This window comes from Parabacteroides sp. AF39-10AC, assembly GCF_003635405.1.
Lineage (GTDB): Bacteria > Bacteroidota > Bacteroidia > Bacteroidales > Tannerellaceae > Parabacteroides > Parabacteroides distasonis.
Genome location: NZ_QTLP01000008.1, coordinates 134,081 through 158,998 on the forward strand (window position 1 = coordinate 134,081; position 24,918 = coordinate 158,998).

Below are 24,918 nucleotides of genomic sequence, written 5' to 3' on the forward strand. Positions count from 1 at the left end.
CTCTTTAGCCTGATTCCATAGGTTTACAGGACAGCTTCTTTTGATGGAAATATCTACCATACAGCCATTTACGGTAATTCTCATGCACACGGGTGCTTCACCGTTCTTTAATAATTTGCCTTTCTTGATGAAGAACAAAACAGAAAATGATTTACGAGCCATTTTTTACATCGTTTTTAGAGTTACAAAACTATGTATTCTCTTCCAAAGTACGACCATGCAAAAAGCTATGAATCAGTGAGAAAGATGCAAATTCGTGGGACTTTTTTGAACTAAATTTTAGTCCCACGATTTATCCACCGATAATATGCTTGAAACGGCTATTTTTTGCTACCTGCTAGAAAAAAGAAATCCCTGATAATGTCTGATTATCAGGGATTTGCTTGATTTTTCTTGTTGTTTCAGTGATCCGCCTGGGGCTCGAACCCAGGACCCCAACATTAAAAGTGTTGTGCTCTACCAGCTGAGCTAGCGAATCATCCTGTGCGTTACTTCTGTAATGCGGGTGCAAAGGTAGGAGTATTTTTTTAATATGCAATAGGCATGGCTATTTTTTTGCGATTAAATCTGAATTTATTTTCTCTCGCTTAGGTTGATGAGCAAGGTTTCCGGGATCTAACTCATTATCTTCGTGCAAGATAAAGCGTTTATAGTAGGATAAGCACAATGTTGTCAATGGGAGGGCTATTATTAAGCCTATAAAGCCTAGGATCGTTCCCCAGATGGATAATGAGAGTAAGATGATGGCGGGATTCAGTCCCATAGCCTTACCCATTATGCGGGGGGTAAGATATAAATCCTGTATACATTGTACGATACCCAAGACTAAAATAGCCATACCAAAGATCAACCAGAAGTTCTCTCCAGTCTCGGCCGAACGCAATAAGCTCAATAGAATCATCGGGATAATACCGATCGCCTGCATATAGGGAATTAAGTTCAGCACGCCGATAAACAGGCCTAGCGTGACCGCCAACGGGAAATTAATGATCTTAAAACCGATCGCGAGGAGAACCCCTACAGAAAGAGCTATCAACGATTGTCCGCGGAAATAACGGTTCATGCTGTATTCCACATCCTCAGCCAAACCTTGCAGGAACGGACGGTAACGCTCCGGTATCAAATCGATCCAACCATTCGCGATCTTCTCATAATCCAAAAGGATGAAAATAAAGTAAAGCAAGATCACGAACACGATCGTGATACTGAAAAGGATTGAGAAAGTGTTCGATAAGATAGACCATAACTGGGGCGCAATCTGCTTCACCGCTTTCAACAAATTCTCCTTACTCAATAACTCCATGATCTGGGCGAAGTTCACATTACTTTCCAGATATTCCATCCATGAATGCGGGATCAAAGGGACATGACCTTCACCGGGATCATGTGTGCGGATCAGTTCTAGCGTTTTATCCGCCTCAGCCGCGATGGAAGGAATGACCATGACTACCAGCAACGTTATCAATAGCCCTAAAGTCACCAATACCGCCATAATCGATAAGATGCGGCTCTTAAAACATAATTTATATTGGAAGAACTTTACGAACGGTTGCATCATATAAGCCAGTAACCAAGCGATCAGGAAAGGTAACAAAGCGTTTCGTAATAAGGCTATCAAATAAATAATTCCTGAGATGACCAGTATACCGAACACTATGCGTATTACACGGTCAAACGTAAAAGGCTTGTCAAACAGTGGATTCATATTATTTTCATATCTTTGCTTGCGACAAAGATAGAATAAAGTAGAATATATAAACATCATGATACGTAAAATATCCTTTTTCTTCCTCATTTCTTGCTTATACCTTTCAGTGGGGGCACAGACTCCACAACCTATCAAGCAATTCCTGCGCAAGCCTTATATGGAAGGAGCTTCATTTTCCTTGATCGTGAAAGAGGTTAACAGTGGCGAGACGGTATTCGCTTACGATACAATCCGGCAGCTGACCCCAGCCTCGGTCATGAAAACGGTTACGACCGCTACCGCATTGGAGATATTGGGCGAGGATTATCGCTTTCCCACGACATTAGAATACGACGGCTCCATCGAGAACGGCTTGTTAAAAGGCAATTTATATATCAAGGGAAGCGGAGATCCCAGCCTTGGCTCAGCGCATTTTGCCCCGGATCATAAGCGGTTTCTACAGGAATGGATCTCCGCCTTGAAAAAGGAGGGTATCCATAAAATACAAGGAGCCGTAATCGCTGATGAAAGTATATTCGACACGGAAGGCACTTCCCTTAAATGGGTTGGCGAAGATATGGGTAGTTATTATGGTGCCGGAAGCTATGGGATTTGCGTATTCGACAATCTTTATAAATTAGGGTTGCAAACCGGAGCTCCCGGAACCCGCCCGAAGTTGAAAGGAACCGAACCGGAATTATCCGGCATCCATTTCCATAATTACTTAACGGCCCAGCAAGTATCTTCGGATAGTTCTTTTATCGTAGGGGCACCATTCGCCACGGATCGTTATTTATATGGCATTGTCCCCGCTAACCGGGAATGGTATCCACTCAAAGGGGATATCCCGGACCCGGCTCTTTTCCTAGCGGATTATCTCACTAGGCAATTGGAACATGAAGGGATCACGGTCGGCGAATCACCGTCTTGTTTCCGTATCTTGCGGGAAGCCGGTAGGTGGCAACCCGGGAAACGGACCGAGATTGTTACCACTTACTCCCCTACGCTTCGGGAAATCGTGGAAGTGACCAACCATGTCAGCCATAATTTATTCGCCGATGCCTTGATCAAGACGATCGGCCTACGCTATACGCCCCGTAAGGGAGAGGTTATATCTTCTTTTAACCGAGGAATCCAGGTGCTTCGGGACTATTGGCAAGGGAAAGGACTCGACCTCTCGTGCGTCTGGATGTACGATGGTAGCGGTCTTGCGGTTTCCAACAAGTTATCAACAGCTTTTGTGGCTGATTTATTGATTTATATGAAAGCCTATTCACAACAACACACAGCCTTCTACGAATCATTGCCCGTAGTGGGGGTAGAAGGCTCGGTGAGGAACTTCTTAAAAGGCTCATCCCTCCAAGGAAAAGCCCATCTTAAAAGCGGAAGCATGAGCCGGGTAAAAGGATACGCGGGATATATAAACAAAGGCGATAAGCAATACGCCATCGCCCTATTCGTAAACAACTATTCCTGCGACGGACGTCCTATGACCGTAGCGATAGAGAAATTATTGCTCCAGTTGTTCAACTAACCGGCAGTTATTTCGGCAGGATCGATCTACGCTCTATCATCTCTAGGAAATGCTGTTTATAATTGTCGGAGATCGGGATATACTCCTTTCCAAAGACAATCCGGTTCCGCTCGATCACCTTGATCTTCTCCGGCTGGACGATAAAAGAGCGATGAACACGCACAAAGCGATCCGAAGGTAACATATCCTCCAAACTCTTCATGCTCATCAACGAAAGGACCGGACGGGGCTCATCCTCCACGAATATCTTCACGTAATCCTTTAATCCTTCAATATATAATATCTTGCGCAGCTCTATTTGCAACAGCTTATACTCACTCTTGACGAAAATACTCTCCATCCCGCCCTTCTCCGCGATTGGCGCGGATCCTTCCTTCTCTTCCGAAGACACCGGCTTACGGAGCAGCTCATACCATCGCAACGCCTTATTCGCCGAGGCAAGGAAGTCCGGATAACTAATTGGCTTCAACAAATAATCCAGCGCGTTTACTCGGTAACTATCCACGGCATATTGATCGAAAGCCGTCGTAAAAATGACACGGGTATCGGCGTTCAAGATACGGGAGAACTCCAATCCGCTCAACTCCGGCATCTGGATATCCAGAAAAAGCAGATCCACCGGCCGATCCCGTAAGTCGGAAAGAGCGTCCAAGGCACTATTATAAGTCCCCTGCAAATCCAGAAACGGAGTTTTCAAGACGTAGCTTTCCAGCAAGCTAACCGCTAAAGGTTCATCGTCAATAATAGCGCAAGTCAATCTCATATCTCAGTCTCGTTTATAGTAATTGATAGATAAGAAGAATAGTTATCCCCCTCCCGACCGCATTGGAACGAGAAATGCCCCGGATAGAGCAGCCCCAAGCGTTTCTCCAGATTCACCAGCCCGATACCGGAACCACTTTTATCTTGATCCGGGCTTTTCGGGAAATAGCTATTCACAATAGTACAAACTACCTCCGCCCCCTCCTGATGGATATCCAAATGGATGAAAGACGGCTTATTATTGCTCACCCCATGCTTAAACGCATTCTCAACCAAGGAGATAAACAACAGGGGGGCGATCAAGGTTCCCGGGGAGGAAGCGACGATATTCGTTTTCAGCTCCACATGTTTGGGCAGGCGTATACGCATCAGCTCCACATAATTACGAAGGAAGTCGAAATCCTTCTCCAATGGGACAAAAGGCTGGCTACTCTCATACAAGACATAGCGAAGCAAGCGGCTCAAATCGTGCACCGCCTCCTGTGCCTTCTCCGGGCTGAACGCTATCAAGCTATAGATATTATTCAACGTATTAAACAGGAAATGCGGGTTAAGCTGGCTCTTCAGGTTCTGCAATTCCGCCTCGGCACGCTCCTTCTCCAGTTCCCGCTGGATAGCCGCCACCCGGTACCATCCGTCCGTCATCTTGATCGCCACGCTAAGGCCGGCTACCAAGGAGTAGATAACGGCGTTGACGAGAAAGAACCCCACCGTCTCGTTCAACGGGCGGGGCGGACGAGCCGGATGATGCATCTCCGGCGGATAGAAATAGCGCATGCAGAGATGCACGAACAGCATCATACCCCCGATAAGCAATAGGTTGATCAGCAGGAAACGCCCTGTCCGGCGGTTAAACAAATACCGCCTCACCAGCCACCCGTAATTCAAGTAGAAGACGAGCATGAAGGAAAGCGGCACGATGATGCTCCGGAAATAGCCCTCGAACGTGACTTGCGACTCCCTCCCCGTGAAGAAAAAGGGGGAGCAGAACAGGATACCCCATCCCGCGATGTGTATCAACTTTCCCAAACCTTTGATAGGGGGAGATTGTGGTGTGTCATTCATCTTATTATCCTCTTTAGTGCTACGCAAATATAGTCATTCCTACCGTTATATGAGCCATGTAGCCTTATCTAGTGAGCATTCGTCTACTCATAGCGTATGGCCTCGATCGGGTCGAGCTGCGCCGCCTTCTTGGCCGGGTACCATCCGAAGAACACGCCCGTCACCGTACATACCACGAAAGAGAGCAGTACGCTCCACGGCTGGATATAGATCGGGAAATGCGCCACGACGTTCACGACCAAGGCGGCCCCCACGCCGAAAAGCACGCCGATCAATCCTCCGGTCACGCTGATAAGGATAGACTCGATCAAGAACTGAGCCAAGATATCCATGCCTTTCGCACCGATACTCATACGGAGGCCGATCTCCCGCGTACGCTCCGTCACGCTCACGTACATGATATTCATGATACCGATACCACCAACGAGAAGAGAGATACCAGCCACCGCAGCCAGCAACGTCGTCATTATATCCGTCGTACTTGTCAACATCGTGCTCAACTCCTGCATACTCCGGATCGTGAAATCATCATCATCGGTTTCCCGCAGCCTATGGTTACGCCTCAGTATCTCCGATATCTCGTCTATGGCTTGATCGGTGTACTCCTCCTTGAGCGCCGAGCAGGTTATGCCTTGCAAATGGGTAATGGCCAAGATCTTTTTTTGAATAGTTGTGTATGGAGCTAAGATCAGGTCGTCTTGGTCCATTCCCATGCTGTTGTATCCTTTGCTTTTCAGTACGCCCGCGACCCGGAACGGTAGCTTCTGGAAACGGATCACCTTACCGACGGGATTCTCTCCGCCGGGGAAAAGGTTATCCACCACCGTCTTCCCGATCACGCATACCTTGGCGGCGGTCTGTACGTCCTGATCGCTGAACATATCGCCATCCTCCACCTCGTATCGGCGTATCTCCATATAATCCGGGCTAATACCGTAGACGGTAGTCGGGGCGTTATTGGCGCCATAGATGGCCTGTCCACTACTGTTCACGGAGGGCGAGGTGGCGGAGACGTAGCGAGTCTCGTTCACGATATCCTCGTAGTCCTGTAGCTTCAGCGTCTCCATGGCAGAGGCGTCTTGGCGTACGCCGCCACGCATGTCGGCTCCCGGCTGGATCATGATCATGTTCGAGCCCATCTCGCTGATCTGCGCCTGTATACTCCGCTTCGAGCCTTGACCGATGGCCAGCATCGTGATCACGGAAGCCACGCCGATGATGATACCCAGCATCGTGAGGAATCCCCGCAGCTTGTTGTTGGCCAAGGCCCGAAGGGCTATCTTTAGTAAATTCGTCGTATTCATTCTAAAAAATATGCTATTACCACATTAATTCATTATTCTAATCATCATTCTTGGGCAGGCGGGCCAAAGCCTCGGCCGCGCTCAAGATATTCGTATTCACCGTATCGGCGGTTACATGACCGTCGCGCAGCGTGATATTCCGGCTGCTATATTGGGCGATCTCCGGGTTGTGGGTGACAAAAATAATCGTACGTCCCTCGGCGTGCAGACGCTGGAAGAGCACTAAGATCTCGAAAGAGGTACGGGTATCCAAGTTGCCAGTAGCCTCATCCGCAAGGATCACCGCCGGATCGTTCACCAAGGCACGGGCGATCGCCACACGCTGCATCTGGCCACCGGACATCTGGTTGCTTTTATGCATCAGACGATCTCCCAAACCTACGGCAATTAAAGCATTGACCGCCTTCTCTCTACGTTGGGCCGCTTTATAAGTAGGATTGTACATGAGAGGAAGCTCTACGTTCTCTACCGCTGTCGTCTTCGGCAACAGATTATAATTTTGAAAAACGAATCCGATCTTGCGATTCCGGAGGGTCGCTCGCTGCCGCTTGTTCATGGTGCGCACGGATACTCCGTCTAAGTAATACTCCCCGCTCGTAGGAGTATCAAGGCAACCCAGCGTGTTCAGCAACGTACTCTTTCCGGAGCCGGAGGTTCCCATGATCGTAACGAACTCCCCCTCGTGAATCGTGAACGACACGCCTCGCAGGGCATGGACGGTCTCGTCGCCTACGTGGAAGTCTCGTTTTATATTGTCTAATCTGATAATTTCTTTCATGACGCAAACTATCTCTTATTTTTGTTGCTTCCCGGAGGGCCCGGCATGAAAGGGCTACGCTCCGCTCCTGCACCTACTTCCGGCATGTTGGCGGCGCTCGCTAAATCTACGGCTACCTCATCGCCCTCGCTCAAGCCCTCGGTTACTTCGGTCACGCTGTTGTTGCTGGTTCCGACCGTAATCTGCCTCGGGCTCAAGGTATTTCCTTGGCGGGACCAAACCAAGCGTTTTCCGGGTTGTACCTCCGCATTCGGATCTGTCACGGTCATACCCAACGATTCCATGATGGCGGGCTCGGGGATAAAACGAAGTGCCTTGTTCGGCAAGGTCAGGATATTCGCACGTTCCAACGTATAAATTGTGACATTTGCCGTCAAGCGAGGTTTCAGTTTCAAGTCCGGATTATCTGCCGTAATCACTACCTCGTAGGTAACGACCGTAGAAGAAGAAGTACTGGAAGAAGCGCTGGAAGTGCTTTCGCTGTCCCCTAAACGAATCTGGCGAACCACGCCCTCGAATTGATCGTTCGGATAGGCATCCACCGTAAAACTAACCCGTTGGCCTTCCTCCACATTACCTATATCCGCCTCATCCACATCCGCTATTACCTGCATCTTCGTCAAGTCGGCGGCAATGGTAAACAGCGTCGGGGTCTCGAAGCCGGCGGCAACGGTCTGCCCTTCCTCAACGGCCCGGTTGATAACCACTCCGTCTATAGGGCTCGTGATCGTGGCATATTCCAGATTACGGTTTACTTTTACCATGGAGGCCTGACTCTGGTCGTAAGCGGCCTTCGCCTTCTCATAATTATAGGTAGCCGTCTCATAATCCGTATCGCTAATCAATTGTTTCTCGTGAAGCACCTTGCTACGTGCGTAGTTCTTCTGTTGATACTCGAACTCCGTCTTGCTGCTCGCCAATTGCGCCTCGGCGGAACGAAGTTCGGCTTGGAGGTTGATCTTATCCATCTCGGCGATCAGTTGGCCGGCTTTCACCACGTCGTTATAATCAGCGTACAACTTATCGATGATACCGGAGACCTGCGTACCTACCTCAACCTCGGTAACGGGCTCTACCGTACCGGTGGCCGTAACCGTATTCGTGATCGTGCTGCGCCCTACTTTAGCGGTCTCCAGCTTGATCCCGCCTTTCGAGGATTTGCCCGTGAAAAGGAACACGCCCCCCGCTATAAGGATAACGGCAACACCGCCCATGATTAGTTTCTTCTTGTCCATATTCTGATTCGTTTTATTTCTGTTTTACGTTGTATTCTTGTTCAAAAGGCCCCCGCGACCTCCGTCGCAGGGTAACCTTGAAAAAAGAGAGTGGAGTAAATATATCCATTAGTGGGTTAATAATTCTCCGCAACCGACTTCTTCTGATAAACATTCAGCAACTGAACGCTCATCAAGGCCATGTATTTCGCTTGTAGCTGCTCTTGCTGGGCGGTCAGATAATTGTTCTTCTCCGTCAATAGCTCAAGCGTATTTTTCATACCGAGGCTGAATTGCTCATCGATCAAGTTATAGCTTTCTTTCACGTAACTCAAGCGTTCGGTAGCCGAGGTATATTGGGTCTGCGACGAGGTAGCGTCCAGATAGATCCCCTCCACGGTTTGCAGCAATTGCTTTTGGGCATTCAGCAACTCCAACTGGCTGGTGGTAATCGCATATTTCGCCTTGTTATAGGCCGTCTTATACTGGCGGTTACTGAAGATAGGGATGCTGATCGTCAATCCGACACTCTCGTTGAAACTATTCCAGACCTGGCTACCGAAAGCGTAATCCGTTCCGGAAAGATGGCCGGTACCCAGCCCGGCGTTCATGGAGAGCGAAGGAAGGAAAGCACCTTTCGCCTTTTTCTTCTCCAGCTCGGCGATGTCCACGGCCAGCTCACTGCTCTTTATTTGCGGCATCACGGCCAGAGAGGTATTGTAAATCGTTTGCTTGCTCGGAAGCGGGGTTAAGATATCTTTCTCCGTAAGCTCTGGCATCACCAATTCGATCTCTTCGGTTATATCCAGTTCTAGTAATTGCTTCAATTGCAACTTATAATTGTCTAGATTCGTCTGGGCTACGACCAATTGATATTTATCGGTGCTTAACTGGCTTTCCAACTGAGCCAAATCCACTTTCGAGATCGAACCGGCACGTAGCAACTCCACCGCACGATCCCGTTGCGCCGTAGATACCTCGACCGTATTTTGGTTGATACGAACGGACTCCATCGCATATAGTACCTGCATATAGGTCTGTATCAAGGAGATTTGGATATCATCCTCGTTTTGCTCGATACCCAGCTCATCGACGGTATTTTGTATTTCCTGTTGCTTGATCGCCTGTACACGTTGCCCTCCATCAAAAAGCGTCCATTTAGCGTTCAGCGCATAATTACCGCTATAGCTATTATTCGTAGCGGCGTCGCTCGAAGGATAATTCACGAATCCTTGGGTAACCGAAGCCGAAAGGGAAGGGAAAAGCTGTGCTTTCGCCTGCTTCGTATCCTCTATACCGGAAAGATGCGACACCTTGCTTTTCTTTACTTGGATATTATGCTCCAAAGCGTAATCCAAGCAAGCGCGCAAAGTCCATCGGGTAGGTTGCTCTTGTGCCTTACTCCCCACACAGAGGAAGAACAGACATGCGAATAATAAAGCGTATTGTTTCATATTGCCTTCGTTTTCTATCTTTTTACGAAAGCAAAACTATATTACCTTAAAAACATGGGCAACCAGACTAGAAAAAGGGGCTGTTTTCACCGATTAAACGGGCAATTCCATCGACATCGGGATTACCAATATAAAATAATACCCGCGATACCCGCCAAGATGATCATCAAGATAGGATGTACCTTGAATTTCCATGTTAGGATGAAAGCGGCGCCAAAGATCAAGAAGCTTTTATAATCGATGAAGTTCTCTTTATTCATTAATAGCAAGGCGGCGGCGGCGATCAAACCGACCGTAGCCGGGCGCAATCCAAGGAAAGCCGCCTCTACATATTTATTATTCCGGAACTTAGCGAAGAAATAAGAGATCAAGAGAACCAATATGAAAGAGGGCAGACATACCGCGAATGTCGTCAGGCAAGACCCTAGGATACTCATCGTCTCCGAATACCCCGCATTATGCACCGCCGTATACCCTATATAGGTGGCGCTATTGATACCGATCGGCCCGGGTGTCATTTGAGAGATAGCGACAATATCGGTAAACTCCTGCAAGGAAATCCAACCATAGCGGTCCACCACGTCGGCTTGTATCAAGGATAACATCGCATACCCGCCACCAAAGCCCAATATACCGATCTTCAGATATACATATAATAATTGCAACCAAATCATATCAGCCCTTCTTATTTAAACCATACACCAAACCTCCGGCTATAGCCGCCAAGATAATCCAAGCGGGAGACACCCCACCCATCCAGATCAGCAATGCCGCCCCGACAGGTATGATCATTTGCACGTAACTCAACTTGATAGAGCGTGCGGTTGTCAGACAAGGCACGGCGATCAAGGCGACCACCGCCGGACGCAATCCCATAAACGCCTTCTCCACCCATACATTATCCTTTACCTGCGTAAAGAATAACGCGATCAAGAGCATGATTACAAAAGAAGGGAGAATCGTACCCAAGGCACAAACAAAACCGCCCCATGTCTTCTTCAGTTTATAACCCACGAAGATCGCTATATTCACGGCGAAAATACCCGGCAACGATTGGGCCACGGAGAAAACGTCGATAAAGTCCTCTTTCGTCATCCACCCCCGGTCCACCACATCCCGCTGGATAAGCGGCAACATGGCGTATCCACCTCCGATGGTAAACATACCGATTTTCACGAATGTCAGAAAAAGCGTCCAATACATACCCTTATCTGTTTACGTTGGCTAACGTCCTAAAAGCCTATTGTAAGTTTCTTTATTATTAATAATCTGAAGCGCTTTCTGGTAACTTGGATTATCATCATTGATAATCTGGAAGTACTGCGCCATATCATAGAGATCCCGTGCGATAAGCGCCTTGATCTGAAGCATGATCAACGGCTTCGAACGATTATATTGCTCTTCCTCAAACTCAATCTTCTCATCGCCGGCCATCTTAAGAAGCTCCTCCATGATATCCTCTCCGACCACGAAACCTTGCTTATACTGCTGGAATTTCGGATATTTAGCCATCATCTGGTTCCGATTACGATCCAGATAATTCATGGACACCCGATTGACTAAACCGGAAGCTACCAGTTTCCGGTGATAATCCGTATAGCGAGTCGTATCTACCGGGATGAACACGTCCGGCATAATACCTCCACCTCCATATACGGTACGCTCGGTAACCAAGGTGTTATACTTCATTGAATCCGGGAAATGAATGCTATCGGCACTCATCAACTCCCCCCGGTTATAACGGTCGATCAGATCATGGTGGTACTCCTCCATCTTCCCGTTCTCGTAAGGCTTTTGTATACAACGTCCGGTGGGTGTATAGTAACGGGAAACCGTCAAACGAATCATGGAACCATCCGGCAGGGGAATCGGTTTCTGTACCAAACCTTTACCAAAGGTACGGCGACCTACGATCACTCCACGGTCCCAATCTTGAATAGCGCCGGAGACGATCTCGCTGGCCGAAGCCGAGGACTCGTCCACCAGAACGACCAAACGTCCCTCTTGGAATTGTCCACGAGCGGTAGAGTTCGCCTCCTCACGAGGTTGCTTACTCCCTTTCGTATAAACGATCAACCGGTTTTTATCCAAGAACTCATCCGCTAACTCTATGGCGATATTCAAATATCCCCCACCATTTCCCTGCAAATCCAGAATCAAGTTCTTCATGCCCTGTTTCCGGAGCTTCTCCAACGCCTCCCTGAATTCATCGGCGGAAGAAGCGGCGAAACGGTTCAACTTAATATAACCGGTATTCTTATCCGCCATATAAGCGGCATCCAGACTATACACGGGAATCTTACCGCGAACGATCTTGAAATCCATCAATTCCGGCGACTTGCCTCGCTTTACTTTCACACGCACCTCGGTACCTTTCGGTCCGCGTAGTTTCTTCATGATATCGGTAGTCTTCATCTTCACGCCGGCGATCAAGGTATCGTCTACTTGGATAATACGGTCGCCCGCCATCAACCCCACCTTCTCAGAGGGACCTCCGGGGATTACCTGAATCACGTAAAGCGTATCCGTCAACATATTGAACTGTATGCCGATACCATCGAAATTGCCTTGTAAAGGCTCGGTCATCTCTTTCGTCTCCTCCGGGTCCATATAATTGGAATGAGGGTCTAGCTTATCCAACATGCCGACTATAGCGTCTTCCACCAACTTCGTCTCGCTAGTAGAGTCGACATATAGATTAGAGATGGCGAATAAAGCCAATTGGAGCTTCCGGGCATCCATATTCGCTTTTTGCGCTGTCGCTCCGGTAAACACACCTAGGACGATCAGCAGGGATAAGACGATTCTTTTCATCAGATATATTCGTTTCATAATTTTCAATACAATCTCGTCTCTTTAGGGACGAATTGGGAAATGTCTTTGCCGTAGCGTAACAACTCACGGACAATGCTTGAGCTAATATGCGTATGCTCCGGTTCCGTAAACAAGATAAAAGTCTCGATACCCGTCAACTTACGATTCACGTCCGCAATCGTCTTCTCGTATTCGAAATCATTGACCGTACGGATTCCTCTTAAGATAAAGCCGGCTCCGACCTCTTTAGCGAAATCCACCGTCAATTGATTATATGACATGACTTTCACCCTTGGATTATCCTTGTATAGATTCCAGATCGCTTCCATCCGCTTCTCCAAGGAGAAATAGGTAAGCTTCTTATCGTTGATACCGATCGAGATCACGATCTCGTCCACCAGTTCCAACCCACGCCTTACCAAGGATTGATGCCCGATCGTAAAAGGATCGAAGGTACCGGGAAAAAGTGCGATACGTTTATTTTCAATTGATGACATCTTCTTCAACCACTAAGTTATCGATAATAAAGTTCTGTCGCTCCATGGTATTCTTCCCCATATAGAACTCGAGCATATCTTTCACGAGGTCCTCTTTCTTCATTGTCACCGGATCAAGGCGTATATCCTTGCCGATAAAATGCTTGAACTCATCGGGAGAGATCTCTCCCAGACCTTTGAATCGGGTGATCTCCGGATTCTTCCCGGCAGCGGCTATGGCAGCCAAGCGTTCCTCCTCTGAATAACAATACCACGTCTTCTGCCGGTTACGTACCCGGAATAATGGGGTTTGCAAGATATAAACATGATTACGCTTAATCAAATCGGGGAAGAATTGCAAGAAGAAGGTAATCAACAATAAACGGATATGCATCCCGTCCACGTCGGCATCTGTCGCGATAATCACCTTATTATACCGCAAACCTTCCAAGCCATCCTCAATATTCAAGGCCGCTTGAAGCAAGTTAAACTCCTCGTTCTCGTAAACGATCTTCTTTGTCAAGCCATAACTATTCAAAGGCTTACCCCTCAAACTAAATACAGCTTGGTAATTCGGGTTACGGCTCTTCGTGATAGAACCGCTAGCCGAGTCACCCTCCGTGATAAAGATACTGCTTTCCTCTAGCAAATCCCCTTTCGAATCGGTCAGGTGAATCCGGCAATCCCTTAGTTTCTTATTATGTAAATTCGCTTTCTTCGCACGCTCGCGGGCCAGCTTCGTAACACCGGCGATCGCCTTGCGCTCTTTCTCGGACTCCAAGATCTTCTTCAGTAAAAGCTCCGAAGTCTCCATATTCTTATGCAAATAGTTATCCAGGTCATTCTTGATGAAATCACCGATAAACTTCGCTACCGTAGGGCCGTCCGGTCCTATATCTTTCGAGCCGAGCTTGGTCTTTGTCTGGCTCTCGAATACAGGCTCCTCCACTTTTATGCTGATAGCGGCCACGATACCCGCACGAATATCCGAATACTCGAAATTCTTATTGTAATATTCCTTGATGACACGGCCTACAGACTCCTTGAAAGCGGAAAGGTGCGTACCGCCTTGGGTGGTATGCTGGCCGTTCACGAACGAATAATATTCCTCTCCATATTGGTTGCTATGCGTGATAACCACCTCTATATCCTCCCCTTTCAGGTGGATGATCGGGTAAAGAGGCTCGGTGGTCATATTCTCGTTCAACAAATCCACCAGACCATTGCGGGAATAGAAACGCTTGCCGTTGTAAATAATGGAAAGTCCCGAGTTCAAGAAGACATAGTTCTTTAATAGCCCCTCGATAAACTCGTCCTTATAATGATAATCCTTAAAGATCTCCCGGTCCGGGACAAAGAATACCTGCGTACCGTTCGCCTCCCCGGTCGGTTGGATATCCGATTCCTCCGTGACGATCGCCTTACTATATTCCACCCGCTTACACTCTCCGTCACGGTAGCTGGTTATCAAGAAATAACTACTCAAGGCATTCACCGCCTTGATACCCACACCATTCAAACCCACGGATTTCTTAAACGCCTTGCTATCGTATTTAGCGCCGGTATTCATCTTGCTAGACACATCCACGACCTTACCCAGAGGGACACCACGGCCATAATCCCGCACGGCTACCGTACCTTCCTCGATAGTCACCTCGATACTTTTGCCGTACCCCATCATGTACTCGTCGATAGAGTTATCCAGCACCTCCTTCAACAACACATAGATACCATCATCGGCATAGCTACCGTCCCCCAGTTTTCCGATATACATACCGGGACGCCGGCGGATATGCTCCATCCAGTCCAGTGTCTTGATGTCATCATCGTTATATTCCGTAGGTTGTTGTATCGTTGAATTCAGCTCATCCATATCTCTTATAACTTTTTAATATACGCTCTTCTTGATTTATGATGCTCTCGCTTGAAATAATCCCATTGCGCTTGTACGGCGCTATTCGTTTCCAGCTCCGGGTTACTCTCGGCGTAAACGGCACCGATACGCTTATAGACCGGAATCAAGTCATTAAATAATAAAGCGTTCACGCCTTTACTTTGATATTCCGGCAAGACTCCTGTCAAATACAGGTCGATTACTTTCGGTTTGCTCTTCAACGCTTTCAGCAAATGAATCCACCCGAAGGGTAACATATGCCCACGAGCCTTTTGCAAGGCTCTCGAAAGGTTGGGCAGGGAGATGCCAAAGCCAACCACCGCATTATCCTCTTCCCTTACGATCAGCGTTACCAAATCATAACGCAGCATAGGGATATACATATTGATATAATAATCGATCTGCTTCTCGGTCAATTGCGCGAAACCATACAAGGGAGCGAAAGCCGCATTCAATGTATGGAATACCGGACGGGCGTAAGGCATAATCTCCTTAGCGTTCTTGAACTTCAGCACCTTCAATCCGTATTTCTTCTTCACGATCTCGCCGATACGCAAATGCTTCTCGGGAACGCCATCCGGTATATAGATCTTAAATTCATGCCAATCTTGATCCTTTCCGTATCCGATACGCTCCACTTGCTTGGGGTAATAGGGATAATTATAAATTGTAGCCATCGTACCGATCTGATCGAAACCCTCGATCAACATACCCTCGTGATCCATATCGGTAAAGCCCATCGGACCGTGGATCTCCTCCATGCCTTGTTCGCGGGCCCATTTCTCGACAGCGCCAAAAAGGGCATCAACCACCTCGTCATCATCAATAAAATCTACGAAACCAAAGCGGGCACGTTTCTGTCCCCAAGCCTCGTTACTCGGGCGATTCACCATACCGGCGATACGGCCTACCACCTTCCCGTCCTTATAGGCAAGGAAGTAAATAGCGTCGCACACCTCGAACGCCGGATTTTTCTTCTTATCCAGCGTCATCATCTCTTCCTCTATTAAACCCGGTACGTGATAGGGATTACCCTTGTATAATTCGATATTGAACTTGACAAACTTCTTAAGCTCCTTCTTACTGGTAACTTCTCTTATCTCTACGCTCATCGGTAATTTTATTTAAGCGGCAAAGTTACATAAATAATCTTTTATCATGGCATTATAAAACAAATTTATACCTTTGTAAACTCAGATTCATAGCATACCATGAAAAAAATAGTTATTAAATTAATATTGGCATTTATCATGTTTGAAGGAACCTCTTGTATAAACGATCCTATTATAATCAGCCCCGATCTGGCGTTCCGGGCGGAAGCTACTACAGGGGAGGGATCGATTTGGCATCCCGATCGCAATACACTTTTCTGGGTAGATATTGAAGGAAAGACGTTATATGAGTATATACCGGACTTGCAAAACTGCCGTTCATGGCAGTTCGACCGCATGGTCTCTACCGTCGTACCGGAAACGGACAGTACGGTAGTCGTCGCTTTACAAAACGAGATCATACGTGTAAACCTAACGGATGGGAACACGACATCTATCGCCCCAATCCCGGACAATAACGGGAAGATTCGTTGCAACGATGGGAAATGCGACCCGTCCGGACGCTTATGGATCGGCACCATGGGATTTGGCGCACCTAAAGGGGCTGCCAGCCTTTATTGCGTATGGGCAGACGGAACCGTCGAAACAAAGTTGACAAAAGTCACGATCTCCAATGGGATCGTATGGTCCGCCAATAAGAAATACATGTATTACAACGACACACCTACCCGTAAGATCATACGTTTCCGGTATGACGATAGCTCCGGTGACATATTGTACGATGGCGTAGCCGTAAATATACCCGAGGGCACCGGCTCCCCGGATGGAATGACGATAGATTGCAACGACAACCTTTGGGTGGCTCAATGGGGAGGTGGCGGTGTTTATTGTTACAATCCCTATACCGGCGATCTGTTGACAAAAATTGTCGTGCCGGCCCCCCACGTAGCGTCATGCGCTTTTGGAGGGGATAAGCTCGACACGCTTTATATAACGACCGCCCGTGCCGGATTGAGTGAGGAACAGCTTGAGGAATATCCACTAAGCGGTAGCGTATTCTGTTGCAAGCCCGGAGCGAAAGGGGTGCCGGCGAATTGTTTCCATTAAGAATCTGCGAGCTTAATAAATCTAATTAACACAATTGTCAACCAAATATCAATTTAAATTGTTTCCTTTGTAGACATGGCGTGCAGAAGACGAGGCGTACCCCGTCTTCACAAAAACAAATGCAAATAATTATACAGAATGGCAAAGAATAGACCAGCAAAAAAAGATAACAATAAGGAGAAAAAAGGAAAAAAGGACAAGGGTGTTGGTAAACGTATGAAAAAAGAAGCGATGATCCAAGCCATCATTTCCGTTTTCCAATCCTCTCCCAAGGAACCTTTCAACTATAAACAAATCAGCAAGATCATCGGAGTCGAGAACCAAGTGCAGAAATTGCAGGTGGTAGACATCCTGTATGACTTGTCCGCCGAGGATATCATCACTGAGATCGACCGTGGCCGTTACCGTCTCAACGGATTGGGCACCCTAGCCATAGGAACTTTCGCACGCCGTAGCAATGGAAAGAATTCTTTCATCCCCGAAGACGGAGGTACGCCGGTATTTATCGCCGAACGTAATTCCGGGCATGCCATGGATGGCGACAAGGTGAAAGTACAGCTTTTCGCCAAACGTAAAGGTGCCGAGCCGGAAGGTGAGGTCGTGGAAATCCTTGAGAGCAAGGAGCGTACTTTCGTAGGTAAACTTCAAGTAGCTAAAGGCTTTGCCTTCTTGATTACGGAAAACAAGACGTTGGCTAACGATATTTTCATCCCTAAGGATAAACTGAAAGGGGGCAAGAACGGCGACAAAGCGATCGTACGTATCGTGGAATGGCCGGATGAAGCCAAGAATCCACTGGGTGAGGTCATCGATATATTAGGTATCGCCGGACAGAATACCGCCGAGATGCACGCGATCCTTGCCGAATTCGGATTGCCTTACAAATATCCTTCCTCGGTAGAGAAAGCGGCGGATAAGATCCCGGAAGCGATCTCTCCGGAGGAAATTGAGAACCGGGAGGATTTCCGGGGGATAACAACCTTCACGATCGACCCGAAGGACGCGAAAGACTTCGACGACGCCCTTTCCGCACGCCGTTTGGATAACGGGAACTGGGAGGTTGGCGTACATATCGCCGACGTAACACATTATGTGAAAACGGACGGTGTCATCGATAAAGAGGCACAAAGCCGTGCGACTTCCGTTTATCTGGTAGACCGTACGATACCGATGCTTCCCGAGCGACTTTGCAACCAAATATGCTCCTTACGTCCCGACGAGGAAAAATTATGCTTCTCCGCTGTCTTCGAACTAAATAGCGATGCCGTGGTACAAAACTCCCGGATCTGCCGCACGATCATCAAGAGCGACCGCCGCTTTACCTATGAGGAGGCACAAGAAGTGATCGAAACCGGCGAGGGAGATTATAAAGAGGAGATTCTAGCCTTGAACGATCTTGCCAAGAAATTGCGGGAACGCCGTTTCAAGAGTGGCGCTATCAACTTCGACCGCTATGAGGTTAAATTCGAGATCGACGAACAAGGGAAACCGGTCCGTGTTTATTTCAAGGTCTCAAAAGACGCTAATAAGTTAATCGAGGAGTTCATGCTATTGGCAAACCGTACCGTAGCCGAGTTCGTGGGCCGTCCTCCTAAAGGAAAGACTAAGAAGACATTTGTTTATCGTATCCATGAGCTTCCGGACCCAGATAAAATGGAGAATTTCGCCTCTTTTATCCGTCGCTTCGGCTATAAGTTGAAAACAGACGGCACGAAGACGGATGTCTCCAAGGGAATCAACTCCTTATTAGACAATGTACAAGGAAAGCCGGAAGAGAACTTGATCGAGACAGTGGCGATCCGTGCCATGCAAAAGGCCCGTTACTCCACGGAGAATATCGGTCACTATGGCTTGGCTTTCGAATACTATACACATTTCACCTCTCCTATCCGCCGTTATCCGGATATGATGGTACACCGATTGCTGGAACGTTATCTAGCCGGTGGCCGTAGCGTTATACAAAAGAAGTATGAGGATTTATGCGATCATTGTTCCAGCATGGAGCAAGTCGCCGCCAACGCAGAGCGTGCATCCATCAAATATAAGCAAGTAGAATTCATGCAGGATAAGCTCGGCATGGTATTCGACGGCGTTATCTCCGGTGTCACCGAATGGGGGCTTTACGTAGAACTGAACGAGAATAAATGCGAGGGGCTTGTACCAATCCGTGATCTGGATGATGATTACTATGAGTTTGATGAGAAGAATTATTGTTTATTGGGCCGTCGCAAGAAACGTCAATATCGTTTGGGAGACCCTATCACTATCAAAGTAGCGCAAGCGAATCTGGAACGTAAGCAACTCGATTTCCAATTAGCGGAATAAGGCTTTTTTCAAAGTAAGTATAACTTCATCAGACAACGAAGTTATACTTACTTAGGCATTTTGATTATACTTACTAGGACAAGTAAGTATAATTTACTTTTTATCACCAATACATAAGTCCCAGCGCCCCACAAGCGATCAGCCCGATTCCCAACAACGCATAGAAGATACGTGCGCCGCCACGACCGAACCAGTTCACGAAAGTCATCGCCCCGCTGGTTTTAAAGTACCAATCAAAATTACAGATCGCCGCTACGATTGAGAACAATCCCAAAGCGATAAACAAGGATAAGATAAAGTATTCGGAAGGATCCATAGACTTACTTAACCTCTACAGTACGTGAACCGTCCGGATTCTCCGAGATCGTGACATTTACCACATCTCCGGGTAACAACTCATCTATTTTCTCCGGCCATTCAATAAAACATAAAGCTCCGCTATAGAAATAGTCTTCCGTTCCAATATCTTCGGCCTCACTCAATTTATTGATCCGGTAAAAATCAAAATGATAAATCAATTCTCCCGTCGTATCGCTACGGTACTCATTGATAATAGCGAATGTGGGGCTGTTGATCACATCCTCCACACCCAATTCCTCACAGATCGCCTTGATAAAGGTAGTCTTACCGGCCCCCATCGGACCATAGAAGGCAAAGACCGTACGATCATCCATCCCGGCGATAAACTCCTTAGCCGCCTCATGGATCTTATCCAAACTTTCTATTTTTATCGTGCTCATCTTATCTAACTTAACAATTTTCCAATAATGTTTTCACTTCACTTTTTAACGCCGGTAAATGATTAACGACTATCGCCCAAACCAATGTGTCATCCAAACTATCATAAGCATGTATAATCCGATTACGGAAACCAACAATTTGCCGCGTATTATTCAGCGATATACGTTCCGGTTGTTTGTCATATTGATTTAAAGCCTCACCTATAATAGCCAATTGCCTTTCCACCGCACTCTGCGTCTTTAGATCCATTGTATATTCTGTATAAGATATAGTATTTGCGGTAAACGACTCGATCAAGCTTATCGCCCTCATCATGTCAGACAAATACTTCTTTTCTTTTATTGTCATACAATAGAATTTTTGTTTTATCGATATTCTCCAAAAGAAATGGATTTTTTAAACTTTTCCGAGTAAGCAGATCTACTTTTCTTTGAAAAAAATCTTCTAACTTATCCCATAAAGAAAGTAATTTTTCTCCTTTTTCTAAAGGATCCATATCCTCCATCTCTACCAACAAGTCAATATCACTCCTCTGTGGATTGAATTGCTCTGTCACTGAAGATCCAAACGCATACAACGATTTTATCCCATGATTCTTACATATATCAGAGAACAAGGAAAGATTCTTACGTATTTCATTATGGATAAACATACTTCTTTTTTCGCAAAATTAAACAAAACCTACCATCCACGAACAAAAAAACGATATTTATTTCGGTTCCATCGTAATAAACGGCACCAACATCTCCTCCATCGAGATTCCTCCGTGCTGGAATGTATTTTTATAATAGGATACGTAGTAGTTATAATTATTCGGATAAGCGAAGAAATTCTCTCCGTAGGCGAAAATATACTTACTGCTTAGATTCGGGGAGGGAAGCCCTACTTTTTCCGGGTCCCGGATCTCAAATACCTCTTTTGGATTGTAGTTCAAGTTCTTGCCTACCTTATAGCGTAGATTGGTATTCGTATTCTTATCACCTATCACCTTGATCGGATTCGTTACCCGAATCGTTCCATGATCGGTCGTAACGATTACTTTTCCTCCCCGCTCGGCGATTCGTTTGAACAACTCAAGCGTAGAAGAGTGCTGGAACCATGATTTAGTCAAGCTGCGATAGGCCGCCTCGCTTTGCGCCAACTCACGGATCATCTTGCTCTCCGTACGAGCATGCGAAAGCATATCCACGAAGTTTAGCACAATCACATTCAATTGATTACGAGTAAGAGAAGGGATCGTACCCAACAATTTCTCTCCATATTGGGAATCGTGTACTTTATTATATGAGAAGGTATATTTCTTACGGAACCGATCGATCTGGGTTTGAATCAGTGGAGCCTCATTCAAATTCTTACCTTCCTCGCTCTCCTCATCCACCCACAAATCCGGAAACATCTGCTCTATTTGCGAGGGCATCAAGCCCGAGAATATGGAGTTGCGGGCATATTGCGTGGCGGTTGGCAGTATGCTATAATACAAGCTCTCGTCAAACGTAAAATACTCAGTAAGCAATTCTTTTACCACCCGCCATTGATCCAGCCGGAAATTATCGATCAATATAAAGAAAACCTTCTCGTCATTATCCAACATTGGGAAGACTTTCTTCTTAAACAGGTCGGGGCTCATCAACGGGCGATCGACCGGATTCTGTATCCAGTCCACATAATTCTTCTTCACGAATTTGGCAAAAGCGTTATTGGCCTCTTCCTTCTGCATACGGAGCATATCTGTCATTGCCACTTGGCTGCTTTCCAGTTCCAGTTCCCAGTACACCAGTTTCTTATAGACCTCCATCCAGTCGTCTGTGGTCAAGGAATCATTGATTTGCATACCTATACGACCGAATTCCTGCTGATAACCCACCGTGGTCGTCTCGGAGATAATCACGTTCTTATGGACATTCTTCTTGATAGAGAGAAGCAATTGGTTGGGATTTACCGGTTTGATCAAATAATCCGCGATCTTATTTCCGATCGCCTGATTCATGATACTTTCCTCCTCACTTTTAGTCACCATCACGACCGGCACATTCGGAGCGATCTCCTTGATATGCGACAGCGTCTCCAATCCTGTCAAGCCGGGCATATTCTCATCGAGAAAAATAATGTCAAACGATTGTTCCTTACAGCAGTCAATAGCGTCTTGCCCGCTCACCACCGGAACGACCTCATACCCTTTGTCCTGCAAGAACAAGATATGCGGTTTCAACAAATCAATCTCGTCATCAGCCCAAAGTACTCTATCTTTCTTCGCTGCCATAAGCTTACCTAGTTTATTTACAAATATATGGATAATCCTCCATATAACAACGAAAGAAACGGGATGTTTCGTATTTGATCTCGTAATTTTCCCAAATCCAGATAAGCGAATAGCCAATGAGGAGATCTCCTTCATCAACTCACGAACAGTACTCTCTCTTACTGACTAAGGTTCAAAAATATCCAATTTATCTACAACATCTACAACTATCCTTGTAATCATCTATCTTTAGACGGTTTAGCCTATGGTGGTAGATAAAAAACATCTACAATTATCAGGCCCTATCTACCATCATTTACTACTTTTCTATCTCTAAACAGAACGATCTCTCCACACTTGCCGCAATCATCATACGGTCTCTTCCTTATACAGACAAAACATTAACATATAAGCTTATACAGTTTTTATCCATGAAAAACTAAAGTTTTATACCGCTAAAACCTTTGTTTTCCGCTTAGGAAACTTTTGTTTCTATATAGGGAAACTAAGGTTTCTTCGGCACGAAACTTTTGTCTTCTGTAGGAATGAAGAAAATAGTTCCCTAGGAACTATGTTCATGACTATTTAGTGCCAAATGCCTTTTATGTTAAAACTCCAAAAGATAAGGCAAATATATTGATTTCTTTTAGCAAAACACAATCTTTTCTATTCTAAATCAATATTGTCTTATATTTTATTGACATAACTATATGATTTCAGGGCATAAAAGTCCCACCGGTTAGTCTATTTACGCTCTGTAGATACAATATGTGAATTAGGAAGAAGCGTAGTTTGTAAATACCGAATATAGTTCCTAGGGAACTTTGAAGAACTTAGTTTTACTCCAGAAGTCATGTAATCTTATTTTTATTACTCAGCTTATAATGGCAAAAGACAATTTTAACATTATTTACGAACGAAACTATCAACGATCGTTCATGTTCGCTAAATCATACGTACATGATGATATGATAGCAGAAGATATCGTATCCGATTCTCTTGTGAAGTATTGGAGACTGATCTCCACCCAAAAAGGAGAAGCAACAGAAGCTCTTTTACTTTCGATCTTGAGAAATAAAGCTCTCGACTACTTACGCCATAAAGCTGTACATGATGCTGCGATCGAAAATCTAGAAGAAATAAAAAAGCGAGAACTAAGCATCCGCATATCCACTTTAGAGGCTTGCGATCCAGAAGAAATTTTCCGGGAAGAGATACGCACAATCCTTCAGCGCACCCTACAATCATTGCCCGAACAAACTCGCAGGATATTCGAGATGAGTCGTTTCGAAAACAAAACAGTGAAAGAAATCGCTATAGAAACCAACCTCACCGTAAAAGGAGTAGAATACCACATTACCAAGACTTTAAAAGTATTACGTATCAATCTAAAAGATTATCTTCCCTTATTCTATTTTCTTTTTTCTTGACTTTTCTCGTTTTTCCACTAGGGATCTATCTTGCAGCATCGTTTATTATTTATAAAGCGAAATTAATAGATACCATGAAGGAATTACTACAACGATACATAAAAGGAGAGGTTTCAGAGAAAGAAAGACTGAAAATAGCATCATGGTTAGACGAAAGCCCTGAAAACATGCGTGAATTTCTGGTTTTACGCAAATTATATGACATTTCACTTTGGCAAGCCAATACAGATAAGACAAATTCCGTAAAGAAAGTACATTATTCCATACGGAAGATAATGGCCGAGATCTTAAAAATCGCAGCCATCTTTCTAATCGGCTTTTGGGGAAGCAAACAACTGCAGATACAACAATCGAACAAGAAACAAATGCAAACCATTCATGTCCCTGCCGGACAACGGGCAGAGGTCACCTTAGCCGATGGTACGCATGTATGGCTAAACTCTCGCTCAACCCTAAAATTTCCTGAACAATTCAGCGCAAACACCCGAAACGTGGAATTAGACGGCGAAGGTTACTTCTCTGTCCAGCACAATGAAAATAGTCCATTTACCGTACATACCCAAAATCATGATGTTCAAGTATTAGGTACAGAGTTCAATGTAAAAGCTTACCATAACACATCCTTGTTCGAAACCGCCCTTTTAAAGGGTAGTGTAAAAATCAGTTCCCCTAATTTAAGAAATGGATTACAACTCAAGCCTAATGAAATCGTTAGTATAGAGAATAGGATGCTCAAGAAATCTACAATTAATAATAGCGACTATTTTAAATGGAAAGAAGGCCTGTTCTGTTTTGAGAATGAATCAATCCAAGATCTAATAAAGAAACTAGAACTTTATTATGATACTACGATTGAGATCCAACGTCCCTCATTGTTGAAACATCACTATTCCGGCAAATTTCGTATTCAAGATGGAATAGAGCATGTATTAAAAGTACTTCAGTTAAAACATAAATTCACATACATCAAAGATGACGATAAGAATCTAATAATCATAAAGTAAGAACAGAATGTTAACCTTATAAATCATGTATGCCTATG

At 45.8% G+C, this 24,918-nt stretch carries 24 protein-coding genes and 1 tRNA gene; 5 read left to right on the forward strand and 20 right to left on the reverse strand.

Features of this window, described 5'->3' with window-relative positions:
- The 3 genes from DW033_RS24885 to DW033_RS09595 all read right to left on the reverse strand — a co-directional run.
- A partial coding sequence (locus DW033_RS24885; RefSeq protein ID WP_233554171.1) for an Arm DNA-binding domain-containing protein occupies nucleotides 1-162 on the reverse strand: 162 nt, incomplete at its 3' end.
- Nucleotides 163-405: 243 nt separating this feature from the next.
- Nucleotides 406-478 (reverse strand) — tRNA-Lys (locus tag DW033_RS09590).
- A 69-nt stretch (nucleotides 479-547) separates the two neighbouring features.
- Nucleotides 548-1,705, reverse strand: coding sequence for an AI-2E family transporter (locus DW033_RS09595; protein ID WP_121772135.1), 1,158 nt, complete (start codon nucleotides 1,703-1,705; stop codon nucleotides 548-550).
- 58 nt (nucleotides 1,706-1,763) lie between these two features.
- Here DW033_RS09595 and dacB point away from each other — a divergent pair, with 58 nt between their 5' ends.
- The gene (gene dacB / locus DW033_RS09600) at nucleotides 1,764-3,221 is read left to right on the forward strand and encodes a D-alanyl-D-alanine carboxypeptidase/D-alanyl-D-alanine-endopeptidase (RefSeq protein ID WP_048927067.1); all 1,458 of its coding nucleotides are present in this window, start codon (nucleotides 1,764-1,766) and stop codon (nucleotides 3,219-3,221) included.
- Between the two features lie 7 nt (nucleotides 3,222-3,228).
- Here the strand turns inward: dacB and DW033_RS09605 are convergent, their stop codons facing one another.
- The 12 genes from DW033_RS09605 to DW033_RS09660 all read right to left on the reverse strand — a co-directional run bounded on the left by DW033_RS09605 (nucleotide 3,229) and on the right by DW033_RS09660 (nucleotide 16,094).
- Complete coding sequence (locus DW033_RS09605; protein WP_008772909.1) at nucleotides 3,229-3,984, reverse strand: LytTR family DNA-binding domain-containing protein; 756 nt, start codon at nucleotides 3,982-3,984, stop codon at nucleotides 3,229-3,231.
- On the reverse strand, nucleotides 3,981-5,048 hold the full coding sequence (locus tag DW033_RS09610) for a sensor histidine kinase (RefSeq protein ID WP_008772910.1): 1,068 nt from the start codon (nucleotides 5,046-5,048) through the stop codon (nucleotides 3,981-3,983). Before DW033_RS09610 ends, DW033_RS09605 begins: the two co-directional genes overlap by 4 nt.
- 83 nt (nucleotides 5,049-5,131) lie before the next feature.
- Nucleotides 5,132-6,352, reverse strand: coding sequence for an ABC transporter permease (locus DW033_RS09615; protein WP_122380222.1), 1,221 nt, complete (start codon nucleotides 6,350-6,352; stop codon nucleotides 5,132-5,134).
- Nucleotides 6,353-6,389: 37 nt separating this feature from the next.
- Nucleotides 6,390-7,130 carry an ABC transporter ATP-binding protein gene (locus DW033_RS09620; protein WP_048927065.1) on the reverse strand — a complete coding sequence of 247 codons (741 nt, stop codon included), beginning with the start codon at nucleotides 7,128-7,130 and terminating at the stop codon, nucleotides 6,390-6,392.
- Nucleotides 7,131-7,138: 8 nt separating this feature from the next.
- The gene (locus tag DW033_RS09625) at nucleotides 7,139-8,365 is read right to left on the reverse strand and encodes an efflux RND transporter periplasmic adaptor subunit (protein ID WP_005867336.1); all 1,227 of its coding nucleotides are present in this window, start codon (nucleotides 8,363-8,365) and stop codon (nucleotides 7,139-7,141) included.
- A gap of 116 nt (nucleotides 8,366-8,481) precedes the next feature.
- Nucleotides 8,482-9,798, reverse strand: a complete 1,317-nt coding sequence (locus DW033_RS09630) for a TolC family protein (RefSeq protein WP_048927063.1) — start codon at nucleotides 9,796-9,798, stop codon at nucleotides 8,482-8,484.
- Between the two features lie 122 nt (nucleotides 9,799-9,920).
- Nucleotides 9,921-10,472, reverse strand: coding sequence for a chromate transporter (locus tag DW033_RS09635; RefSeq protein ID WP_022192757.1), 552 nt, complete (start codon nucleotides 10,470-10,472; stop codon nucleotides 9,921-9,923).
- A gap of 1 nt (nucleotide 10,473) precedes the next feature.
- Complete coding sequence (locus DW033_RS09640) at nucleotides 10,474-11,001, reverse strand: chromate transporter (RefSeq protein WP_005859800.1); 528 nt, start codon at nucleotides 10,999-11,001, stop codon at nucleotides 10,474-10,476.
- A gap of 21 nt (nucleotides 11,002-11,022) precedes the next feature.
- Nucleotides 11,023-12,612, reverse strand: a complete 1,590-nt coding sequence (locus DW033_RS09645; RefSeq protein ID WP_036630834.1) for a S41 family peptidase — start codon at nucleotides 12,610-12,612, stop codon at nucleotides 11,023-11,025.
- A gap of 23 nt (nucleotides 12,613-12,635) precedes the next feature.
- A complete protein-coding gene (gene coaD / locus DW033_RS09650; protein WP_005859804.1) occupies nucleotides 12,636-13,109 on the reverse strand; it encodes a pantetheine-phosphate adenylyltransferase in 474 nt (157 codons plus the stop codon).
- Nucleotides 13,096-14,961 carry a DNA topoisomerase IV subunit B gene (locus tag DW033_RS09655; protein ID WP_005867331.1) on the reverse strand — a complete coding sequence of 622 codons (1,866 nt, stop codon included), beginning with the start codon at nucleotides 14,959-14,961 and terminating at the stop codon, nucleotides 13,096-13,098. The genes coaD and DW033_RS09655 overlap by 14 nt, the downstream gene beginning before the upstream one ends.
- Nucleotides 14,962-14,966: 5 nt before the next feature.
- Entirely contained in the window at nucleotides 14,967-16,094 is a 1,128-nt protein-coding gene (locus tag DW033_RS09660; RefSeq protein WP_005859806.1) for a hypothetical protein, read from the reverse strand.
- Nucleotides 16,095-16,232: 138 nt separating this feature from the next.
- Here DW033_RS09660 and DW033_RS09665 point away from each other — a divergent pair, with 138 nt between their 5' ends.
- Both DW033_RS09665 and rnr read left to right on the forward strand, forming a co-directional pair.
- Complete coding sequence (locus DW033_RS09665; protein WP_005859808.1) at nucleotides 16,233-17,141, forward strand: SMP-30/gluconolactonase/LRE family protein; 909 nt, start codon at nucleotides 16,233-16,235, stop codon at nucleotides 17,139-17,141.
- Nucleotides 17,142-17,279: 138 nt separating this feature from the next.
- Nucleotides 17,280-19,466 carry a ribonuclease R gene (rnr, locus tag DW033_RS09670; protein WP_121960685.1) on the forward strand — a complete coding sequence of 729 codons (2,187 nt, stop codon included), beginning with the start codon at nucleotides 17,280-17,282 and terminating at the stop codon, nucleotides 19,464-19,466.
- Between the two features lie 103 nt (nucleotides 19,467-19,569).
- Here the strand turns inward: rnr and DW033_RS09675 are convergent, their stop codons facing one another.
- The 5 genes from DW033_RS09675 to DW033_RS09695 are packed head-to-tail and all read right to left on the reverse strand — an operon-like array spanning nucleotide 19,570 to nucleotide 22,467.
- A complete protein-coding gene (locus DW033_RS09675; protein WP_005859813.1) occupies nucleotides 19,570-19,782 on the reverse strand; it encodes an immunity 17 family protein in 213 nt (70 codons plus the stop codon).
- Between the two features lie 4 nt (nucleotides 19,783-19,786).
- The gene (gene tsaE / locus DW033_RS09680) at nucleotides 19,787-20,206 is read right to left on the reverse strand and encodes a tRNA (adenosine(37)-N6)-threonylcarbamoyltransferase complex ATPase subunit type 1 TsaE (RefSeq protein ID WP_048927062.1); all 420 of its coding nucleotides are present in this window, start codon (nucleotides 20,204-20,206) and stop codon (nucleotides 19,787-19,789) included.
- A 10-nt stretch (nucleotides 20,207-20,216) separates the two neighbouring features.
- On the reverse strand, nucleotides 20,217-20,555 hold the full coding sequence (locus tag DW033_RS09685) for a DUF86 domain-containing protein (protein ID WP_122382699.1): 339 nt from the start codon (nucleotides 20,553-20,555) through the stop codon (nucleotides 20,217-20,219).
- Nucleotides 20,524-20,859 (reverse strand): nucleotidyltransferase family protein, encoded by a 336-nt coding sequence (locus DW033_RS09690; protein WP_036617276.1) that lies wholly within the window; start codon nucleotides 20,857-20,859, stop codon nucleotides 20,524-20,526. The genes DW033_RS09685 and DW033_RS09690 overlap by 32 nt, the downstream gene beginning before the upstream one ends.
- Nucleotides 20,860-20,916: 57 nt before the next feature.
- Nucleotides 20,917-22,467, reverse strand: coding sequence for a PglZ domain-containing protein (locus DW033_RS09695; protein ID WP_048927061.1), 1,551 nt, complete (start codon nucleotides 22,465-22,467; stop codon nucleotides 20,917-20,919).
- Nucleotides 22,468-23,330: 863 nt separating this feature from the next.
- Here DW033_RS09695 and DW033_RS09700 point away from each other — a divergent pair.
- Together DW033_RS09700 and DW033_RS09705 are read left to right on the forward strand one after the other, a co-directional pair.
- Entirely contained in the window at nucleotides 23,331-23,876 is a 546-nt protein-coding gene (locus DW033_RS09700) for an RNA polymerase sigma-70 factor (RefSeq protein ID WP_009016548.1), read from the forward strand.
- Nucleotides 23,877-23,950: 74 nt separating this feature from the next.
- The gene (locus tag DW033_RS09705; RefSeq protein WP_009275289.1) at nucleotides 23,951-24,880 is read left to right on the forward strand and encodes a FecR family protein; all 930 of its coding nucleotides are present in this window, start codon (nucleotides 23,951-23,953) and stop codon (nucleotides 24,878-24,880) included.
- Nucleotides 24,881-24,918: the final 38 nt, after the last annotated feature.

What these genes read in the sequence shown, in the direction of transcription:
- DW033_RS09595 (WP_121772135.1), bottom strand. Translation starts at nt 1,705, where the DNA reads ATGAATCCACTGTTTGACAAGCCTTTTACGTTTGACCGTGTAATACGC.
- dacB (WP_048927067.1), top strand. Translation starts at nt 1,764, where the DNA reads ATGATACGTAAAATATCCTTTTTCTTCCTCATTTCTTGCTTATACCTT.
- DW033_RS09605 (WP_008772909.1), bottom strand. Translation starts at nt 3,984, where the DNA reads ATGAGATTGACTTGCGCTATTATTGACGATGAACCTTTAGCGGTTAGC.
- DW033_RS09610 (WP_008772910.1), bottom strand. Translation starts at nt 5,048, where the DNA reads ATGAATGACACACCACAATCTCCCCCTATCAAAGGTTTGGGAAAGTTG.
- DW033_RS09615 (WP_122380222.1), bottom strand. Translation starts at nt 6,352, where the DNA reads ATGAATACGACGAATTTACTAAAGATAGCCCTTCGGGCCTTGGCCAAC.
- DW033_RS09620 (WP_048927065.1), bottom strand. Translation starts at nt 7,130, where the DNA reads ATGAAAGAAATTATCAGATTAGACAATATAAAACGAGACTTCCACGTA.
- DW033_RS09625 (WP_005867336.1), bottom strand. Translation starts at nt 8,365, where the DNA reads ATGGACAAGAAGAAACTAATCATGGGCGGTGTTGCCGTTATCCTTATA.
- DW033_RS09630 (WP_048927063.1), bottom strand. Translation starts at nt 9,798, where the DNA reads ATGAAACAATACGCTTTATTATTCGCATGTCTGTTCTTCCTCTGTGTG.
- DW033_RS09635 (WP_022192757.1), bottom strand. Translation starts at nt 10,472, where the DNA reads ATGATTTGGTTGCAATTATTATATGTATATCTGAAGATCGGTATATTG.
- DW033_RS09640 (WP_005859800.1), bottom strand. Translation starts at nt 11,001, where the DNA reads ATGTATTGGACGCTTTTTCTGACATTCGTGAAAATCGGTATGTTTACC.
- DW033_RS09645 (WP_036630834.1), bottom strand. Translation starts at nt 12,612, where the DNA reads ATGAAAAGAATCGTCTTATCCCTGCTGATCGTCCTAGGTGTGTTTACC.
- coaD (WP_005859804.1), bottom strand. Translation starts at nt 13,109, where the DNA reads ATGTCATCAATTGAAAATAAACGTATCGCACTTTTTCCCGGTACCTTC.
- DW033_RS09655 (WP_005867331.1), bottom strand. Translation starts at nt 14,961, where the DNA reads ATGGATGAGCTGAATTCAACGATACAACAACCTACGGAATATAACGAT.
- DW033_RS09660 (WP_005859806.1), bottom strand. Translation starts at nt 16,094, where the DNA reads ATGAGCGTAGAGATAAGAGAAGTTACCAGTAAGAAGGAGCTTAAGAAG.
- DW033_RS09665 (WP_005859808.1), top strand. Translation starts at nt 16,233, where the DNA reads ATGTTTGAAGGAACCTCTTGTATAAACGATCCTATTATAATCAGCCCC.
- rnr (WP_121960685.1), top strand. Translation starts at nt 17,280, where the DNA reads ATGGCAAAGAATAGACCAGCAAAAAAAGATAACAATAAGGAGAAAAAA.
- DW033_RS09675 (WP_005859813.1), bottom strand. Translation starts at nt 19,782, where the DNA reads ATGGATCCTTCCGAATACTTTATCTTATCCTTGTTTATCGCTTTGGGA.
- tsaE (WP_048927062.1), bottom strand. Translation starts at nt 20,206, where the DNA reads ATGAGCACGATAAAAATAGAAAGTTTGGATAAGATCCATGAGGCGGCT.
- DW033_RS09685 (WP_122382699.1), bottom strand. Translation starts at nt 20,555, where the DNA reads ATGACAATAAAAGAAAAGAAGTATTTGTCTGACATGATGAGGGCGATA.
- DW033_RS09690 (WP_036617276.1), bottom strand. Translation starts at nt 20,859, where the DNA reads ATGTTTATCCATAATGAAATACGTAAGAATCTTTCCTTGTTCTCTGAT.
- DW033_RS09695 (WP_048927061.1), bottom strand. Translation starts at nt 22,467, where the DNA reads ATGGCAGCGAAGAAAGATAGAGTACTTTGGGCTGATGACGAGATTGAT.
- DW033_RS09700 (WP_009016548.1), top strand. Translation starts at nt 23,331, where the DNA reads ATGGCAAAAGACAATTTTAACATTATTTACGAACGAAACTATCAACGA.
- DW033_RS09705 (WP_009275289.1), top strand. Translation starts at nt 23,951, where the DNA reads ATGAAGGAATTACTACAACGATACATAAAAGGAGAGGTTTCAGAGAAA.